Raw genomic sequence first — 14777 nt, 5'->3', positions numbered from 1 at the left:
TCCTTGACCTTGCTCGTCCAGAGCACGGCTTTTCCTGAATTAACCACCGTGCCGATCTGGCGAAAGGAAGTATATGGCGATTGCCTCAAGAAGTCTGTCGAACACGTTCAAGGCGTTTTTTGCGTCGAGTAAAGCCGGGGGCATTGTCCTGATCGTCTGCACCCTGGTGTCACTGGTGCTGGCCAACTCCCCCATCGGCAGCGAGTACCTGCACTTCTGGCGCATCGAACTGGCCGGCCTGAGCATCGAGCATTGGATTAACGATGCGCTGATGGCCATCTTCTTTCTGCTGATCGGCCTGGAGCTTGAGCGCGAGCTGTATAACGGCGAGCTGTCCACTTTCAAGAACGCCCTGCTCCCCATCGTGGCAGCGGTAGGCGGCATTTGCGTGCCGGCGCTGATTCATTTCGGCTTCAATAGCGGAACGACCACGCAGGCCGGTATCGGCATTCCGATGGCGACCGATATCGCCTTCGCCCTCGGCGTGCTGGCCTTGCTGGGCAGCCGCGTACCGGCGTCGCTCAAGATCTTCCTCACCGCGCTGGCCGTCATGGACGACCTGGGCGCGATCATCGTGATCGCCGTCTTTTACACCGCCCAGCTGTCGGTGCCTTATCTGCTGGGGGCACTGGCCATGTTCGGCCTGCTGCTGTGCATGAACCGCTTCATGCGGATCATGGCGCTCGCGCCCTATCTGGCCGGCGGCGCCCTCATGTGGTTCCTGATGCTCAAGTCGGGTGTGCATGCGACCATTGCCGGCGTGCTGCTGGCCTTCGCCATTCCGTTTTCGGCCAAACAGGATGACCGGGAGTCGCCTTCGCACCGGCTCGAACACTTCCTGCACAAGCCGGCCGCCTTCCTTATCCTGCCGATTTTCGCATTGGCCAATACCGGCATCGTCATCGCGCCGGGCTGGGCCGCCGAGCTGGCGTCCGTCAACAGTACGGGTATCCTGGCGGGATTGGTGATCGGCAAGCCGCTCGGCATCACCCTGTTTTGCCTGGCGGCGGTGACCCTGGGCATCTGCCGCCTGCCGCTCGACTTGGGCTGGCGTCATGTGTGCGGGGCCGGCCTGCTGGGCGGGATCGGTTTCACGATGTCGATTTTCATCACCAACCTGGCCTTCACGGGTCAGGCCGAGGTGGTCAATGCATCGAAAATGGCGATTTTGCTGGCCTCCTTGGTTGCCGGCGTGACCGGGTTTGCCTGGCTGAAACTGTTCGGACAACCCCAGGCCGGCGACAGCGACCCGGATACCCTCGATACCGAGGACGATAGCGGCGCGCCACCCGCAAAGAGGTGATCCGCCCCCGCCTTAGGGCTGGCTCCCTTCCTGCGGGAACAGCCGGGCCAGGCGTTTTTCGATCTCCTTGATATCGGCGCCGCTGTCGCGCACATGGTCCCAGATGCTGTGGTCGAGCCGCATCTTGTGGTTCATGGCGCTGATCAAGGGCAGCAAGGCCTGTTCGTAACTGTCCGCCAGGCGCAGCACGGCATCTTGCAGGCTGGCCTGTTCCGGCACGGTCACGTGCACCGCCGGCGCCACGTGCCGGGCCAGCGCGGCGATCTGCTTGCCGATCTCGGACAGGGTGTTGGCCACGCGGGTGGCGCCATCGGCATCGTTCCCGCCCTGCTTGCGCAGGCGCACGAAATCGTCCACCAGCGCGTGCCAGCGCGCTTGCTCGGCCTCGCTCGGCTGGCCCAGCAGGTGCGCCAGCTTGAGCAGGTTTTCCTCGGCCCCGCTGGTCAAGGTTTGCGCTTCGCCGCGATAGTGGTCGCGCAGCAAGGCATCGAGTTCGGCATCGTTCATCAGCGCCGACACCTTGGGCGTGAGTTTGCTCATGTTGCGGTAGCTGCCCTGCAGCTTGAATGGCGGCTCGGTGCGGTAGGCATCGTCCTGTGCCGCCGAGGCGATGTAGGCCATGTTGACGCCCAGTAGCGCGTCGCGCACCTTGAACAGGCGCTGCAGGACCTTGACGATCTCGCTCACCTCGGCGCTGCTGTACGGGTGCGCCAGTGCGCCCGTGGCCAGCGCCTCGCCCTGCGCCATGCGGATCAGGCGCGCCACGTCGCGCGGGTCGCGCATCGCCAGCGCTTGCAGGACCGGATGCGATACCAGCGCATTTTCGATGTAGGACATGGCAAACACGTCTTCCCGCCCGCTGAGCACGTCGCCGAGATTGTGGATGTCGGCCCGGTTGGCCAGCATATCGGGAATCTTGAACACCGCGCCGGACTCGGTGTAGGGGTTGCCGGCCATGACGATCGCGAAGCGCTTGCCGCGCAGGTCATAGCTGCGGCTGGCGCCCTGCCACACGCCCTCGACCCGGCGCGTGCCGTCGGCCAGGCCGATGAATTTTTGCAGGAATTCCGGATGGGTATGCTGGATATCGTCCAGGTAGAGCATCACGTTATTGCCCATCGCCAAGCCCAGATTCAGCTTCTCCAGTTCGGCCCGGGCCGCGCTGTTGGCCGCCTGGGCCGGGTCGAGCGAGGTGACCGCGTGCCCCAGCACCGGGCAATTGATGCGCACGAAGATCATGCCGAGACGGTCAGCCAGGTATTCCATCAGGGTGGTCTTGCCATATCCCGGCGGCGAGATGAGCAGCAGCATGCCCATCGAATCGGTATGGCGGGCGTCGCCGGCGGCGCCAATCTGCTTGGCGAGGTTCTCGCCCACCAGCGGCAGATAGACTTCGTCGATCAGGCGGTTGCGCACGAAACTCGACAGCGGCCTGGCCTGGAACTGCTCCAGCCGCAGGCGCCGCTTTTCTTCCTGCACCAAGCTCTGGCGCAACTGCTGCAACTGCTGGCAGGCCGCCACGATCACGTCGGCGTGCCACGTCAGGCGCCGCAGGAAGTCGTTGAGCTGGAGCATCATGGTTTGTTCATGTACCCGCGCATGTTCGCCGAGCAAGCCGTCGACCCTTGCCGCCAGCGCGGCCGGCTCGATGCGGCGCGGCAGGTCGCACAACAGGGACGCCGCCGCTTCCGGCAGCAGCGCCAGGTCGTGCTGCTCCCGCAGCGTGAAGGCGTGCAGCCATTCGGTGGCCAGCTGCCAGCGGCGACGCCAGCCGAGCGCGGCGTCCAGCCACGGCAGTGCGATGGCCTGCCGTTCCAGGTACTGGCGCAGGGCGTGCGCCAAGTCGGTGCCGGCGCGGCTGGCGACCCATTCGTGCGGCGCGGCCTGCGCGCCCAGTTCGGCCAGCAGGTAGTCGGCGGCCTGCCCGAGCAGGCTGGCCGCGGTTTCGGTCGCGCTGTCGAGCCAGGGGGCGATGTCGAGCTCGTTCCACGCCACAAAGTCGCCCAAGGCCAGGGCGAACTGCGCCGCCACTTGCCGGCCCATGCGGTCGCTGCCGAACTGGGCGAGCATCAGCGCGGCCTGCTGTGCCTGGTCCTTCGCGGCCTGGGCCGTGGCTTGAAGCTCGGGGGACGCTGCCAGGTGTTGCCAGTAGATCAGGGCGACGGCCCGTGCCAGCGGACTGTGACGCAGCAGCCGGGCCTGTTCCAGCATCGGCAGCAACTGGCGCAGGATCAGGCTGGCGTCGTGGTCGTGGACGCCTTTCTGGTAACCCTCGTGAAAGCGCGGCGCGGCGAAACGCCGCACGGCCTCGTCCAGCGCCGGGTCGGCGGGGCCGCGCGCGGCCTGCGCCAGGGCGCCCCATTCCATGCCGGCCTCGCCCCGCTGCGCCGCCTGCACCACTTGCCAGGCCAGGTATTCTGCCCGGTACACCTGGCTGCTTTCGGACACGGTCTCGAAGCCCCAGTGCGCTTGCAGCGCGTCCAGGCGCGCATCGGCCAGCGGCGCGAAATAGTCGGTCCCGGCCAGGTGATACGCCGGCCGCCCTTCATGCGTGACCAGCGCCAGGTCGAGCGCCTGCTGGTTGACGGTGAAGACGTGCTGGCCGAGGCGGATGGTGTTGCCTGTCACGAGCTCGTTACGGTCGCGCAGGGAACGCTGGCCCTGCTCGCGCAGCGCCTTCAATTGCCCGGCCAGGTCGTCGGCGCCCACCGCGCCGCCGAGTTTGCGCAGCTCGGCGATGCTGGCGCGCAGCTTGGCCAGCAAGGCGTCGGCTGCGAAATAGGCTTCCAGCTGGGCCGCGTCGTTCAGTTGCACCAGGCGCTTGGGCACGCCGGCCAGGATGCGCCGCGCCGCTTCCACGATGGCTTGGACGCGGCGGGCGCGCTGTTCCAGCAGGGCCTGCTTGCGCCCTTCCAGCGCTTCATACACCGATTCGCGCTTGTGGCCGATTTCCGCCAGATAGTCTTCGTGCTCGGCGAAGCGGGCTTCCAGGTCTTCCAGCTGGGCCAGCAGGCGGGTCAGCAGCTCGTCGCAGCGGTCCGGCGAGTCGCTGTGCTCCAGCGCGCTGTCGACCGATTGGCCGAACAGCTGGAACTGGGCGGCGAACTCGGCGGCCGATTCGCCCTGCGCGAGTTGCTTGCGCCGCTGGCGCGCCTGGGCGCGCAGCTTGTTGACGTCGGCGTAGATGCCGGACAGGGTGTTCAGGATGCGGGTGCGCACGGTGGCGTCGCCCACCGCCAAGGTGCCCAGCAGTTCGGTCAGGCCGTCCAGGCGCGCGGCGTCCCGGTCGAGCGTGTCGCCCAGCGGACCCAGTGCGGCCGTGGTCTGCATGTCCGGCAGCTGGGCGCGCAGCGTGGCCAGTTCCTCGGTGAAGCGGGCAAAGGCGTCGTCGCGCGCAAGGAAGGTGACGGTATTGGCGGCCACGCGCGCCTCTTCGGCCGCCAGTTCCTGGTCCAGCGCGTCGAGCCGGGCTACATCCATGTAGCGCTGTTGCTTCAGGCTGGCCAGGCGTCCGCGCGCCAGCCGGAGCGCGCCAGGGCGTCGGCGAAGTCGGCCGGCGACTGCCACAGGCGGCTGGCGAGGTCGGTGAGCAGCTGGCGCTGCGACAGCGCGGCCTGGGCCACGGTGGCGGCGGCCTCGCGGCGCACGGCGGCGGCCTTGTCGAATTCATCGAGCGTGGCCTCGGCCGCCGTGATCATGGCGTGCACGTCGCGTCCGGCGTCATGCGCCTCTGGCGTGCCCAGCCAGTGGAAGGCGTCGGCGATGCGGCGGCACTGGCGCAGCAGCGTTTCGAACACTAAGCGGCCGGGCAACTGGTCGCGCGGGGCGTCGGCCTGCTCGCGCACGGCGCGGGCCAGCGACAGCAGCTCCGACAGGCCGCGCACCAGCTCGCGGTTGCCGATCTTGCCGAGGTAGCTCTGGCGCGGCGCCTGCAGCGCGTCATGCTCGTCGCTCACGAATCCGGTCTGCCACAGCTGCATGGCGTGGTTGCGGCTCGCTTCCTCGCTTTCGGCGGAAAACAGCAGCATGCTGCCGTCCGCATAGTGGGCGTAGCCGTGCGCCACCAGCGGTTGCGCCAAGGTCTTGCCGATCATATTGTAGGTGAGCAGGACGTACACGCCCTGCTCCACCCCGTAGAACACGTACAGGACGTCCTCGCCATTGGGCGAGACCACGCGCCGCTCAAATCGCAAGCCCTGCGGCATGTCGGCGCAGACCTTGGTATCGCCGCTTTGCAGGATGTAGCCTTCGGGGAAGACGATGCCGTGGTCTTCCGGCAGTTGCACGCACGAGTTGCCGATGGCGTCGATCCGCCTTACCTGCGCCGTGCGGCGGTTGAACACCAGGAAGCGGAATACCTCCTCGCGGTAGGGCTTGATGCGCAACAGGATCAGCTCGCCCACGGCGGCGTAGGCGATGTCGCCATCGTTGAGCGACTGGTTGCGGTCCTCGACCGGTTCGGCATAGATGCCCAGTCCGGTGGCCGTATTGTTTTCGATCTTGACGGTCAGGTCGCCGCCGACCGTCTCGACGAACAGGGTGTCGAGGATGTTGATGTGCGGGTGCTTGCCGAGCACGTGCTGCTCGCGCGTGCTCTGGATCCACTCGAAATCGTGGGCCGGCGGCAGTGCAATGTCGCGCTCGCCCCGGTTGTCGATGTAGGTGGCCGCGCCCTGGTCGTCCAGCTGCCAGCGGAACACCCGCAGGTCGCTGATGCGCTCGCCGATCTTGAAGGCGGCCAACAATTTACCCTGATGCACGCGCAACTGCACCAGCTGGGCGTTCTTGTAATAGCTGTACAGCTCGCGGAACTCGGCCAGGAAGCGCGGCTCGTCCAGGAAAGTCTGTGCCAGCGCGAGGGGTTCGAGCTCGGCGTTGTCGCCTTCGGCGCGCAGGCGGTACAGGGCGAACACGTCGGCGACCTGGGTTTCCTGGCGCAAACCCATGAAGACCTTGTAGCCGAACAGCAGCACGTCGCCCACCAGGACCAGGTCGCGCGCCACGCAATTGCTTTCGGTGCGGGCTCGGGTGCGGGCCTTGAGCAGCATCTCCTGGCGCCCGAATTCGGCCAGGCGCGATGCATTGAGCAGCGCCGCCTTGGCTTGCAGGGATTTGCCGTGCTCGCCCAGGCGCGCGCGCAACAGATCGACACTGCTCGATTCGAGCGCGCTGTCCTGGGAAGTGCCGGTGTCGGTGGCGCCCGATACGGCCGGCGCCGGTGCTGCGTGTGCGTCGCTCATGAACTTAATCCGCCTTGGTGTTGAGGAATGCAATCATGTCGCTGTGGTTCGGCTGGGCCGCCAGCCAGGTGCGCATCTGCGCCAGGCGCACGTAGGCGGGGTCGCCGAAGCGCATGCGCATGGCTTTTTCGGCGCGCTCGCGCGAGGCGGCGTGCTTCAAGTCGTTCTGCCAGCGTTCCGACACGATCGCGTCGAGCTGGTCGTGCAAGCCCATGTCGAGCAGGCGTTCCCACTCGCCCTTGTCGAGCCAGACCGCCTGCGCCATGGCGCTGTAGTCGAGGCGCAGCGGATTGTCGTTGCTGACCTTGATGCGGGTCATCAGGCGCCCGGTGCTGGCGCATACCCGCACCGGTTCGTTGACCTGGGAAATGGCGCCGGCGTACTCGGGCGCGGCAACGTGCGGCCGGCCCTTGCGCCAGTGCCGGTAGCGGTCGAGCTCGACCCAGGCGCCATGGCAATCGGCGCAACGCTCGGCCGGCAGGCCGCCTTCGATCTTGACGGGCGCAAAATGGCGGCTGCCGCATGCTGGACAAATCATGATGACTCCTGAAAATGGTGCGTGTGGGCGGGACCGCGCCCCGCCTGGTTTAGTTGACTGTGGCGCGTGCGTCCAGCGCCGGCTGGAAGCTGGCCAGCAGGCTTTGCAGCGCTTGCTGCTGCTGGGCCGTGCCGTCGCGGCCGATCTTGGACAGCATTGCCGACACGGTCAGGTTTTGCAGTTCGCCGGACGAGCTGCCCAGCGCGCCGATCAGGCCGCGGACATCGCCCACCATGTCGCGTTCGCCGCTGAGGTGGTCTTTCAGGCCCACTTGCAGGGTGCGGCTCTTCTCGACGGTGGCGTCGATGCCCTTGCCGATCGAGAGCGCCTTGACGAAGCGGTCGAAGTAGTCGCCTTCGCCGCCGACGATATCGATCCTGGCGTTCTGCAGCGCCTTGCCCAGCACCTCGGCCTGGTCCTTGGCGATCAGGGTTTGCGCATCGATGCCCTTGTTGATCTGCTGGTTGGCGATTTCGAGCTGCATGCGGAACTCTTCGTGCGCCCGGGTCTGCTCGCTCATGGCCGACATGGCCTCGAATTTCAGCGCCAGGCCCTTCGATTCGGCTTCGAAACGCGCCTGGATCACCTGGGCCTCGGCGTCGCCGTGGGTGGCGGTGGCGGCGGCGTCGGCACTCTTGACGGCCGCTTGCGCCAGACCCATCCGCTCCACACCCGCCGCTTCGGCGTGCATGCGCAGCCGCGTGCTTTCCGCTTCGGCCGTGCCCTGCTTGAGGATCGCTTCGGACGAGGCGATCATCACCTTGGCGCTGGCCAAGCCCGGCGCGGCCAGTTCGGCTTGCTTGCCTTCGGCTTCGCGCTTTTGCGCTTCGGCGTTGCGTTCGGCCACTTTCAGAGCAGCGTCGGCGGCGGTCAGGTCTTGCACTGCGCGGTGCTTGGCCGAGCGCTCCGACGCTTCGGCACCCTTGACCGTCATGACCAGCTTTTCCTCGGCGGCCGCTTCGGCCGCAATGATGACCGATTTTTTCAGGCGGTCGGCCTCGGCGAGCGCCCGGACATCCTTGATCGCTTCTTCCTGCTCGGCCACCGTGCGTTCGACCACGATGCGCTCGCGCACCACGTCGGCAATGGCCTTTTTCTGCACTTCGATGGCTTTTTCCTTCTCGATGGTCTGTAGCGCCACTTCCTTTTCGCGGTCGACCACTTCGAGCTGGCGCGCGCGGGTGACGCGCTCTTCCTCGATGGCCACGGCGCGCTTGCGGTTGTTCTCGGCCACTTCCTTCTCGCGCGTGGTGTTTTCCTGCTGCACCATCACCAGCTGTTCGGATTGCAGGCGCGCCAGTTCGGACTTGGTCAATTCCTCGGACTGGATTTTCAGCGTTTCAGCCTGTTCGCGCGCGCGCACCGAACTCACTTCGCGGCCCTGGCGCGATTCGGCGTCGGCTTGCTGGCGTTCCAGTTCGAGGATCGCTTCGCGCGTCTCCACGTCCTTTTTCTTGATGCGCATCTCTTGATCGCGCTTGAGTTCGTTGGTGCGGATGTTTTCGATGGCCGTCAGCTCGGTGATCTTCTTGATGCCCTGGGCGTCGAGGATGTTATGGCCGTCCAACTTGTCGAGCGGGGTTTGCTCGATGTAGTCGATGGCCGCGTCTTCCAGCACGTAGCCGGACAGATCGTCGCCGATCTGGCGGATGATGTTGTCGCGGAAGCGGTCGCGCGCCTGGTACAGCTCGACGAAGTCCATCCCCTTGCCGACTGTTTTGAGCGCTTCGGCGAACTTGGCGGCGAACAGGTTTTCCAGGGTTTGCTGGTTCGATGCCCGTGCGCAGCCGACCGCCTGGGCCACCTTCAGCACGTCCTCGGTGGTCTTGTTGACCCGCAGGAAGAAGGTGACTTCGATGTCGGCGCGGATATTGTCCTGGCAAATCAGGCCTTCCCTGCCCAGGCGCTTGATCTCGATGGTTTTCAGCGAGATTTCCATCATCTCTTTTTTGTGGATGACCGGATACACCATGCCGCCGGTGAAGGTGACTTCGGGCTCGGCGCGCAAGGTGTTGATGATCATGACGTGACCCTGTTCGACCTTGTGGTAAAACTTGGAGAACAGCGCCAAAGAGCCCAGCACGAAGACGGTAAGGATACCGATCGAGAGCAACAGAATGTCCATGATTTCTTTCAGGTTCTAATAGTTGGTCGTTAAAAAACGTCGGGTGCGGCTTGTACTTCGTAGTGTCCGGTAGCCGGTTCGTAGGCGACGATGATGGCGCGTCCGCCCCGGGCCAGCGCATTCGGCAGGGCGGCCCAGACCCGGATGTTGATGCTGGCGCCGTGGGCGTCGACATCGGCGCGGCCGAAGGTGTGGTCCACCTTGCCGGTGGTGATGCGGCAGTCCAGGCCGACCAGGCTGCTGTTGCTGCGCGCGGCGTGCTTGACAAACAGGCCGCGCAGCGGCTTGAGCACGCGCGCCGCGATGGGAATCGACAAGCCGCTTGAAAACAGCAGCACGGCCACGCCGGCGAGGGTGCGCAGCGCCGCCGTCGGCAGCCACGCCAGCAGGTACTGGTGCAGCAGGGCCGTCGACAGCCAGGTGCAAAACACCAGCACGCTGGCCACCACCGACAGCGGCACCCCGCCCAGGCCGAGCGCCACCAGATACCCGGCCAGGGTGTGAAAGTCGGGCAGGTCGTGGGCGCCATGGGCGAGGTCCGCATGCAGCTCGACCGTGTCGCTCATGTCGGCCAAGGCGACGATCGACATGGCCCAGAACACCAGCAAAACGGCCAGCAGCACCGTGGGGATGGCGGTCGGAAAACTGCTTAATAGCTGCCAGAGAGTCATGCCAGGGTCGCCTTCTTGTTGTCGTTGTCGTGTATGGCCAAATGACTAGGGTGCTTGGTCGCCGGCGCCTTGCTGCTCTGTGGCAAACTCGATGAGGGCCTGGTGCAGCGATTCCTTGATCTTGCGCTTGTCGTCCACGGCCAGGCCGAAGCGCTCGGCCAGGATGACGTAGTCGGCATCGCTGAGCGAGACCGTCAGGCGCGGGCGCACCGGCTTGCTGGTGCACGGCAAGCCGAGGATGTGGCGGATCTGGTCCGAGGGCGATAGCTGGTTTTTGAACGCGGCGTAACGTACCGCGTCGATCACCTGCTTTTCAACGTCAAAAGCGACCTGGAGCGAGCGCAAGGCGGCGTCCGATCCTGTCCAGCGCGGGGAACTGCGTACCATCGCGCCCCCTTACGCCGGCTTGTCGCCGCTGGCGCCGGCCGCAAGAGCCGCGCGCTGTTGCAAACGGGCCAGCACGCCGGCCTTGCGGTCAGGCCCGGCGCCGATGCCGGCCACGGCCAGCTTGCGTTCCAGCGCCTGGTCGCCGAATTCGTTTTCCAGCGCATCGGCCGCCTGCATGCGGTCGGCCGTGTCCTGGTGGCGCTGCTTGATGCGTTCGAGCGACTCTTTGGCGCTCATCAGCTTCGCGCCGCCGCTGCCCATGCTGCTGGAAATGGTGGCCGTGGCCCGGTACACGCTCTCGGTGGTCTTGGCCATCGCCAGTTCGCGTTCATGGTCGCGCAGCACCGCCTCGGCGCCGCGGATCAGGTCTTTCAGGCGCGCGATGTGGCCGGCCAGTTCGTCGCGCACGCGCGTTTGCGCGGCCAGGGCCGCTTCGATATCGGCCACCTTGCCGGCTACGTCTCCGGCCAGCGCCGCCTGGTTCTTTTGCAGCGCTTCCAGGGCCAGCGCTTCGTAGCGCTCAATGTCGCGTTGCAGGCGCTCGATCTCGCGCGCGGCCTGCATTTCCTTGGCCATGACTGCGGTCAGGTCCTGGCGCGCCGTGGCGACATGGGCCTTGGCTTCGACGATTTCCTGCTCGTAGATGCGGTTGGCATTGTTGTCGACGATGCTCTGGCCGATCGAATGCACGTCGCCGCGCAGCATGGTGAGGATTTTTGAAAAAACAGCCATGGTGGACTCCCTATTTTAAGAATTCAGAAAAGACGTCGAGCGCTTCGAACGCGTTGTCGGCGACCATCGCCACATCCGTTGCAATGCTGGCGGCGCTGGCGTCGTGCGCGAGCGAGCCGAAAATCACGTAGTGCTCGCCGACCCGCCCGAAGTTCGACAGCGGGATGGCCATGTTCAGGTCCATCATCGCGTCGAGCATTTCGTAGCGGCGCTCGGACCGGATCTCGGCCTCGGTCCACAGGTAGCAAATGCACAGCACCTGGCTGGGTGTGGCGGTGATGAACACCGGCAGCTCTTCCAGCCCTTCGATACTGATGCGCATGACCGGTACGCCGTCGGCATCGGCCGGCGGCAGCAGGTTGCTGCTGACACCGACCGAGCCGAGCTTGCGCAGCAGGGCCTGCTCGATTCCCATCATCTGTTTCATTGCCATTTCCATTATTTTTCCCTTGCACGTTCCGTCACTTCAATCATCCCCTGAAGGGCTTGCGAGACATATTATGTCCAAAGTATAATCTAGTGACATAAAATGTCAAGGCATCGGGAAGCGATTTTTGAAGGCCGCGATTTCGCCGGTCCGCCGCCGTTCACGCTGCCGTCCGCTGGGCACGGAGCGGGCGGACGATCCGCTTCAATGTTGCCGGGTTGTCAATGACTCGATATATACTGGCTGCCATTCGCCCACCTTGCCCGCCTGCCCGCGGCTTCTGTTTTTGAAAGAAATTCATGCTTGAAATTGTCGCTGTTATTCTTGTCTTGACCGCCTTGCTGGCGTACCTTAACCACCGCTTCGTCGGCCTGCCCGCCACCATCGGGATCATGGCCATCGCCCTGCTGTTGTCGGCGGCCCTGATGGGCTTGAATGCGCTCGGCATCCATGGCATGCACGACGCCGCCGTAACGCTGCTGCGGTCGGTCGACTTCAGCCGGGTCCTGATGCAGGGCATGCTCTCGATCCTGCTGTTCGCCGGCGCTTTGCATGTGGATTTGAGCCGGCTGCGGGCGTTCCGGATGCAGATCGGCATGCTCGCCGTGTTCGGCACGGTGATCTCGACCGTCGTCGTCGGCGCCCTGCTGTGGCTGGTGTTGCCGTTGCTGGGCTTGCCGCTCTCGCTGACTTACTGCATGTTGTTCGGCGCCCTGATCTCGCCGACCGATCCGATCGCGGTGATGGGCATTTTGAAGTCGGCCAAGGCGCCCGAAAGCCTGGAAGTGGTCATTGCCGGGGAATCGCTGTTCAACGACGGGGTGGGCGTGGTGCTGTTCGCGCTCATCGCCGGCATCCTGGTCAGCGGCAGCACCCCCAGCGCCGGCCAGGCCGGCATGCTGCTGCTGCGCGAAGCCGGCGGCGGTATCGCGTTCGGGCTGGTGCTCGGCTACATCACCTATCGCATGCTGGCCAGCATCGACAGCTACCAGGAGGAGGTGCTGCTCACCTTGGCCGCGGTGATCGGCGGCTATGCGCTGGCGAGCCGCCTGCACATTTCGGGACCGCTCGCCATGGTGGTCGCCGGCCTGATCGTGGGCAACCATGGCCGCGCCTCGGCAATGTCGGACACCACGCGCCAGCACGTCGATTCGTTTTGGGAGTTGCTTGATGCGATCCTCAATGCCGTGCTGTTCATGCTGATTGGCCTGGAAATGATCGTCGTCGGCATGTCGCCGATGCTCGGCGTTGCGGCCGTCGCGGCCATTGCCATCACCTTGCTGGCGCGCTACCTGTCGGTCGGGATGCCGGTCGCCCTGGCGCGCCGGGTGGCCGGCTTGCCGCATGGGTCGTGGCAGGTGTTGACCTGGGGCGGGCTGCGCGGCGGCATTTCGGTGGCCCTGGCGCTGTCGGTGCCGGCCTCGCCCGAACGCGAGATCCTTGTGACACTGACCTACGCCGTGGTGGTGTTTTCGATTCTGGTCCAGGGCGGCTCGATCGGTACGCTGATCCGGCGCTGGATTCCGACAACGCCGGCCTGAGGGGACAGCCGCGCGCGCCACGCCTGGCTCACAGGGGCGGATCGAGCCCTTGCATAAAATGTGCAAGTGCAATAGATTGGGGTGAAGAGAGGAAACGGAAAAAATCGGGCGCTAAGACCTGACGGCGTTGATTTCGCCAAGGGGCGTGTCAGATTGAGCTATACCCTAACCTGATGTCAGACGACCCCAATGCAATACGTCAGGATAGGGTTGGTATCGCAATTACTTGACATGCGCCTTTAACGGTCATAGAGTCTTTCCTGACACATCTTGTTAAGGAGGCACGTTTTGCGAGGTCAACGCATCGGTTATGTCCGGGTCAGCAGTTTCGACCAGAATCCAGAGCGTCAGCTCGATCAGGTCCAGGTGGATAAGCTGTTCACCGACAAGGCATCGGGCAAAGACACACAGCGGCCGCAGCTCGACGCGTTGCTGTCGTTCGCCCGCGAAGGCGACACGGTAGTCGTGCACAGCATGGACCGTCTAGCGCGCAACTTGGATGATCTGCGCCGGCTGGTGCAGACGTTGACCAAGCGCGGGATACGAATCGAATTCGTCAAAGAGTGCCTGAGCTTCACCGGCGAAGACTCGCCAATGGCCAACCTGCTTCTGTCAGTCATGGGGGCGTTCGCGGAGTTCGAGCGGGCCTTGATCGGCGAGCGGCAGCGCGAAGGGATCGCATTGGCCAAGCAGCGCGGCGCCTACCGAGGTCGAAAGAAGGCGCTGGTGAACGACCAAGTTGTCGAGCTGCGCCGCCGCGCTGGTGCCGGCGAGCCAAAAGTCACGCTTGCGCGCGAGTTCGGCATCAGTCGAGAAACTCTTTATCAATATCTGAGAATGACTACAGCGATCTAACCTCGTTTTCCGTTCATCGCTTCCAACCTTATCGGGCGCAATTGCGAAAAAAGGGGCGGCTATTTCGCCGCCCCACCTACCTATCGCTTAGAAGCAGCAGGAAAGCATTTTGATACAGCACTCGACGCTGACGCAGCAGTCACTCGTCGCCGCGAAGGCAACGGCGGAAGTAGCCATAAGCGCGACGGCTGCTGTAATTTTGACGATTTTCGATTTCATTTGAGACTCCAGTTGTGAGATTAAATTGGGAAAGTTGGGCAATCTTGTCTCGTTCAGTCCGGTGGGGTCCAAATTTCCTTGTAGCGGCTCGGCAAATAGTAGCCAAATTGATCGGGCAGATCCCGTAAGGCCGGCAGCGCGGCGAACACGCTCAAACGCTGCGCAGCTATTGGACTAGCCGCAGGTAGGCATCCCATCGCCAGGCATTGGACAACGTCACACTCGTCGCTCGCGCAGCACGTGTTTGCCTGCGCTGTAGCGTTCGCGAATGCGTTGCCAGCCAAGGCCAATGCGAGCAGCAGTGTAAGTAGGAACTTCATTTCCGTAGTATAGGGCAAAAAATCGCGCTTAAGCTTAGGCGGGGCTGAACCGAAAACCATACAAATTATTTCGGATCGGTCGCGAATAGACTACTTGTTCTTTTTTTGGACGGATCATGAAACCACACCCCTTAACCCGGTTTTCCGTTCTTATGGAAAGCGGATGGTTATGAAAAGCTGCTGTCTGAAACGCCGTACGCAGCGGGGCCACAAGCTAATTTTGCTTTCCATAATATTTCACTGGCGCCGCCCAGCGATATCGGCAGCACCGGCAACTCGGGATGACCGCTTACGTTAAGGGTTGTCCGATGCCGGCCGCCGTCACAGACTCAAACTGATGCACGCAAGCGTCTCCGGCCGGCGTTGGGCAAGCCGCGAAGGAGGAAACCGCGGGATGTGTCGTTGTCGTCAAGCTGTGC

General features: G+C 64.3%; 11 protein-coding genes. 3 read left to right on the top strand and 8 right to left on the bottom strand.

The window, feature by feature from the left end; translation table 11 throughout:
* The first annotated feature begins 73 nt into the window (after positions 1-73).
* On the top strand, positions 74-1303 hold the full coding sequence (gene nhaA / locus F2P44_RS15945; RefSeq protein WP_167088070.1) for a Na+/H+ antiporter NhaA: 1230 nt from the start codon (positions 74-76) through the stop codon (positions 1301-1303).
* Between the two features lie 12 nt (positions 1304-1315).
* On the opposite strand, the gene F2P44_RS15940 is transcribed toward nhaA, so the two are convergent.
* Genes F2P44_RS15940 through F2P44_RS15910 form a run of 8 tightly spaced genes read right to left on the bottom strand, consistent with a single transcriptional unit; the run spans position 1316 to position 11423 of the window.
* The gene (locus F2P44_RS15940) at positions 1316-4783 is read right to left on the bottom strand and encodes a DUF7902 domain-containing protein (RefSeq protein ID WP_223165046.1); all 3468 of its coding nucleotides are present in this window, start codon (positions 4781-4783) and stop codon (positions 1316-1318) included.
* Positions 4784-4797: 14 nt separating this feature from the next.
* The gene (locus tag F2P44_RS35105; protein ID WP_223165045.1) at positions 4798-6543 is read right to left on the bottom strand and encodes a DNA repair ATPase; all 1746 of its coding nucleotides are present in this window, start codon (positions 6541-6543) and stop codon (positions 4798-4800) included.
* A gap of 4 nt (positions 6544-6547) precedes the next feature.
* Positions 6548-7081: a TFIIB-type zinc ribbon-containing protein gene (locus tag F2P44_RS15935; protein WP_167088068.1), complete on the bottom strand. Its 534-nt coding sequence runs from the start codon at positions 7079-7081 to the stop codon at positions 6548-6550.
* Between the two features lie 49 nt (positions 7082-7130).
* A complete protein-coding gene (locus F2P44_RS15930) occupies positions 7131-9206 on the bottom strand; it encodes a flotillin family protein (RefSeq protein ID WP_167088066.1) in 2076 nt (691 codons plus the stop codon).
* A gap of 29 nt (positions 9207-9235) precedes the next feature.
* On the bottom strand, positions 9236-9877 hold the full coding sequence (locus F2P44_RS15925; RefSeq protein ID WP_167088064.1) for a ubiquinone biosynthesis protein: 642 nt from the start codon (positions 9875-9877) through the stop codon (positions 9236-9238).
* Between the two features lie 45 nt (positions 9878-9922).
* Positions 9923-10264, bottom strand: coding sequence for a hypothetical protein (locus F2P44_RS15920; protein ID WP_167088062.1), 342 nt, complete (start codon positions 10262-10264; stop codon positions 9923-9925).
* Positions 10265-10273: 9 nt separating this feature from the next.
* A complete protein-coding gene (locus tag F2P44_RS15915) occupies positions 10274-10996 on the bottom strand; it encodes a PspA/IM30 family protein (protein ID WP_167088060.1) in 723 nt (240 codons plus the stop codon).
* A gap of 10 nt (positions 10997-11006) precedes the next feature.
* The gene (locus F2P44_RS15910) at positions 11007-11423 is read right to left on the bottom strand and encodes a DUF2170 family protein (protein WP_167088058.1); all 417 of its coding nucleotides are present in this window, start codon (positions 11421-11423) and stop codon (positions 11007-11009) included.
* A gap of 299 nt (positions 11424-11722) precedes the next feature.
* Here F2P44_RS15910 and F2P44_RS15905 point away from each other — a divergent pair, with 299 nt between their 5' ends.
* Both F2P44_RS15905 and F2P44_RS15900 read left to right on the top strand, forming a co-directional pair.
* Positions 11723-12964: a cation:proton antiporter gene (locus F2P44_RS15905; RefSeq protein WP_167088056.1), complete on the top strand. Its 1242-nt coding sequence runs from the start codon at positions 11723-11725 to the stop codon at positions 12962-12964.
* 288 nt (positions 12965-13252) lie between these two features.
* The gene (locus F2P44_RS15900) at positions 13253-13819 is read left to right on the top strand and encodes a recombinase family protein (RefSeq protein ID WP_167088054.1); all 567 of its coding nucleotides are present in this window, start codon (positions 13253-13255) and stop codon (positions 13817-13819) included.
* Positions 13820-14777: the final 958 nt, after the last annotated feature.

This window comes from Massilia frigida (genome assembly GCF_011682175.1).
Taxonomy (GTDB): Bacteria; Pseudomonadota; Gammaproteobacteria; order Burkholderiales; family Burkholderiaceae_D; genus Telluria_A; species Telluria_A frigida.
The sequence above is the reverse complement of the archived record's forward strand: the minus strand, read 5'-3'. Positions and strand labels throughout refer to the sequence as shown.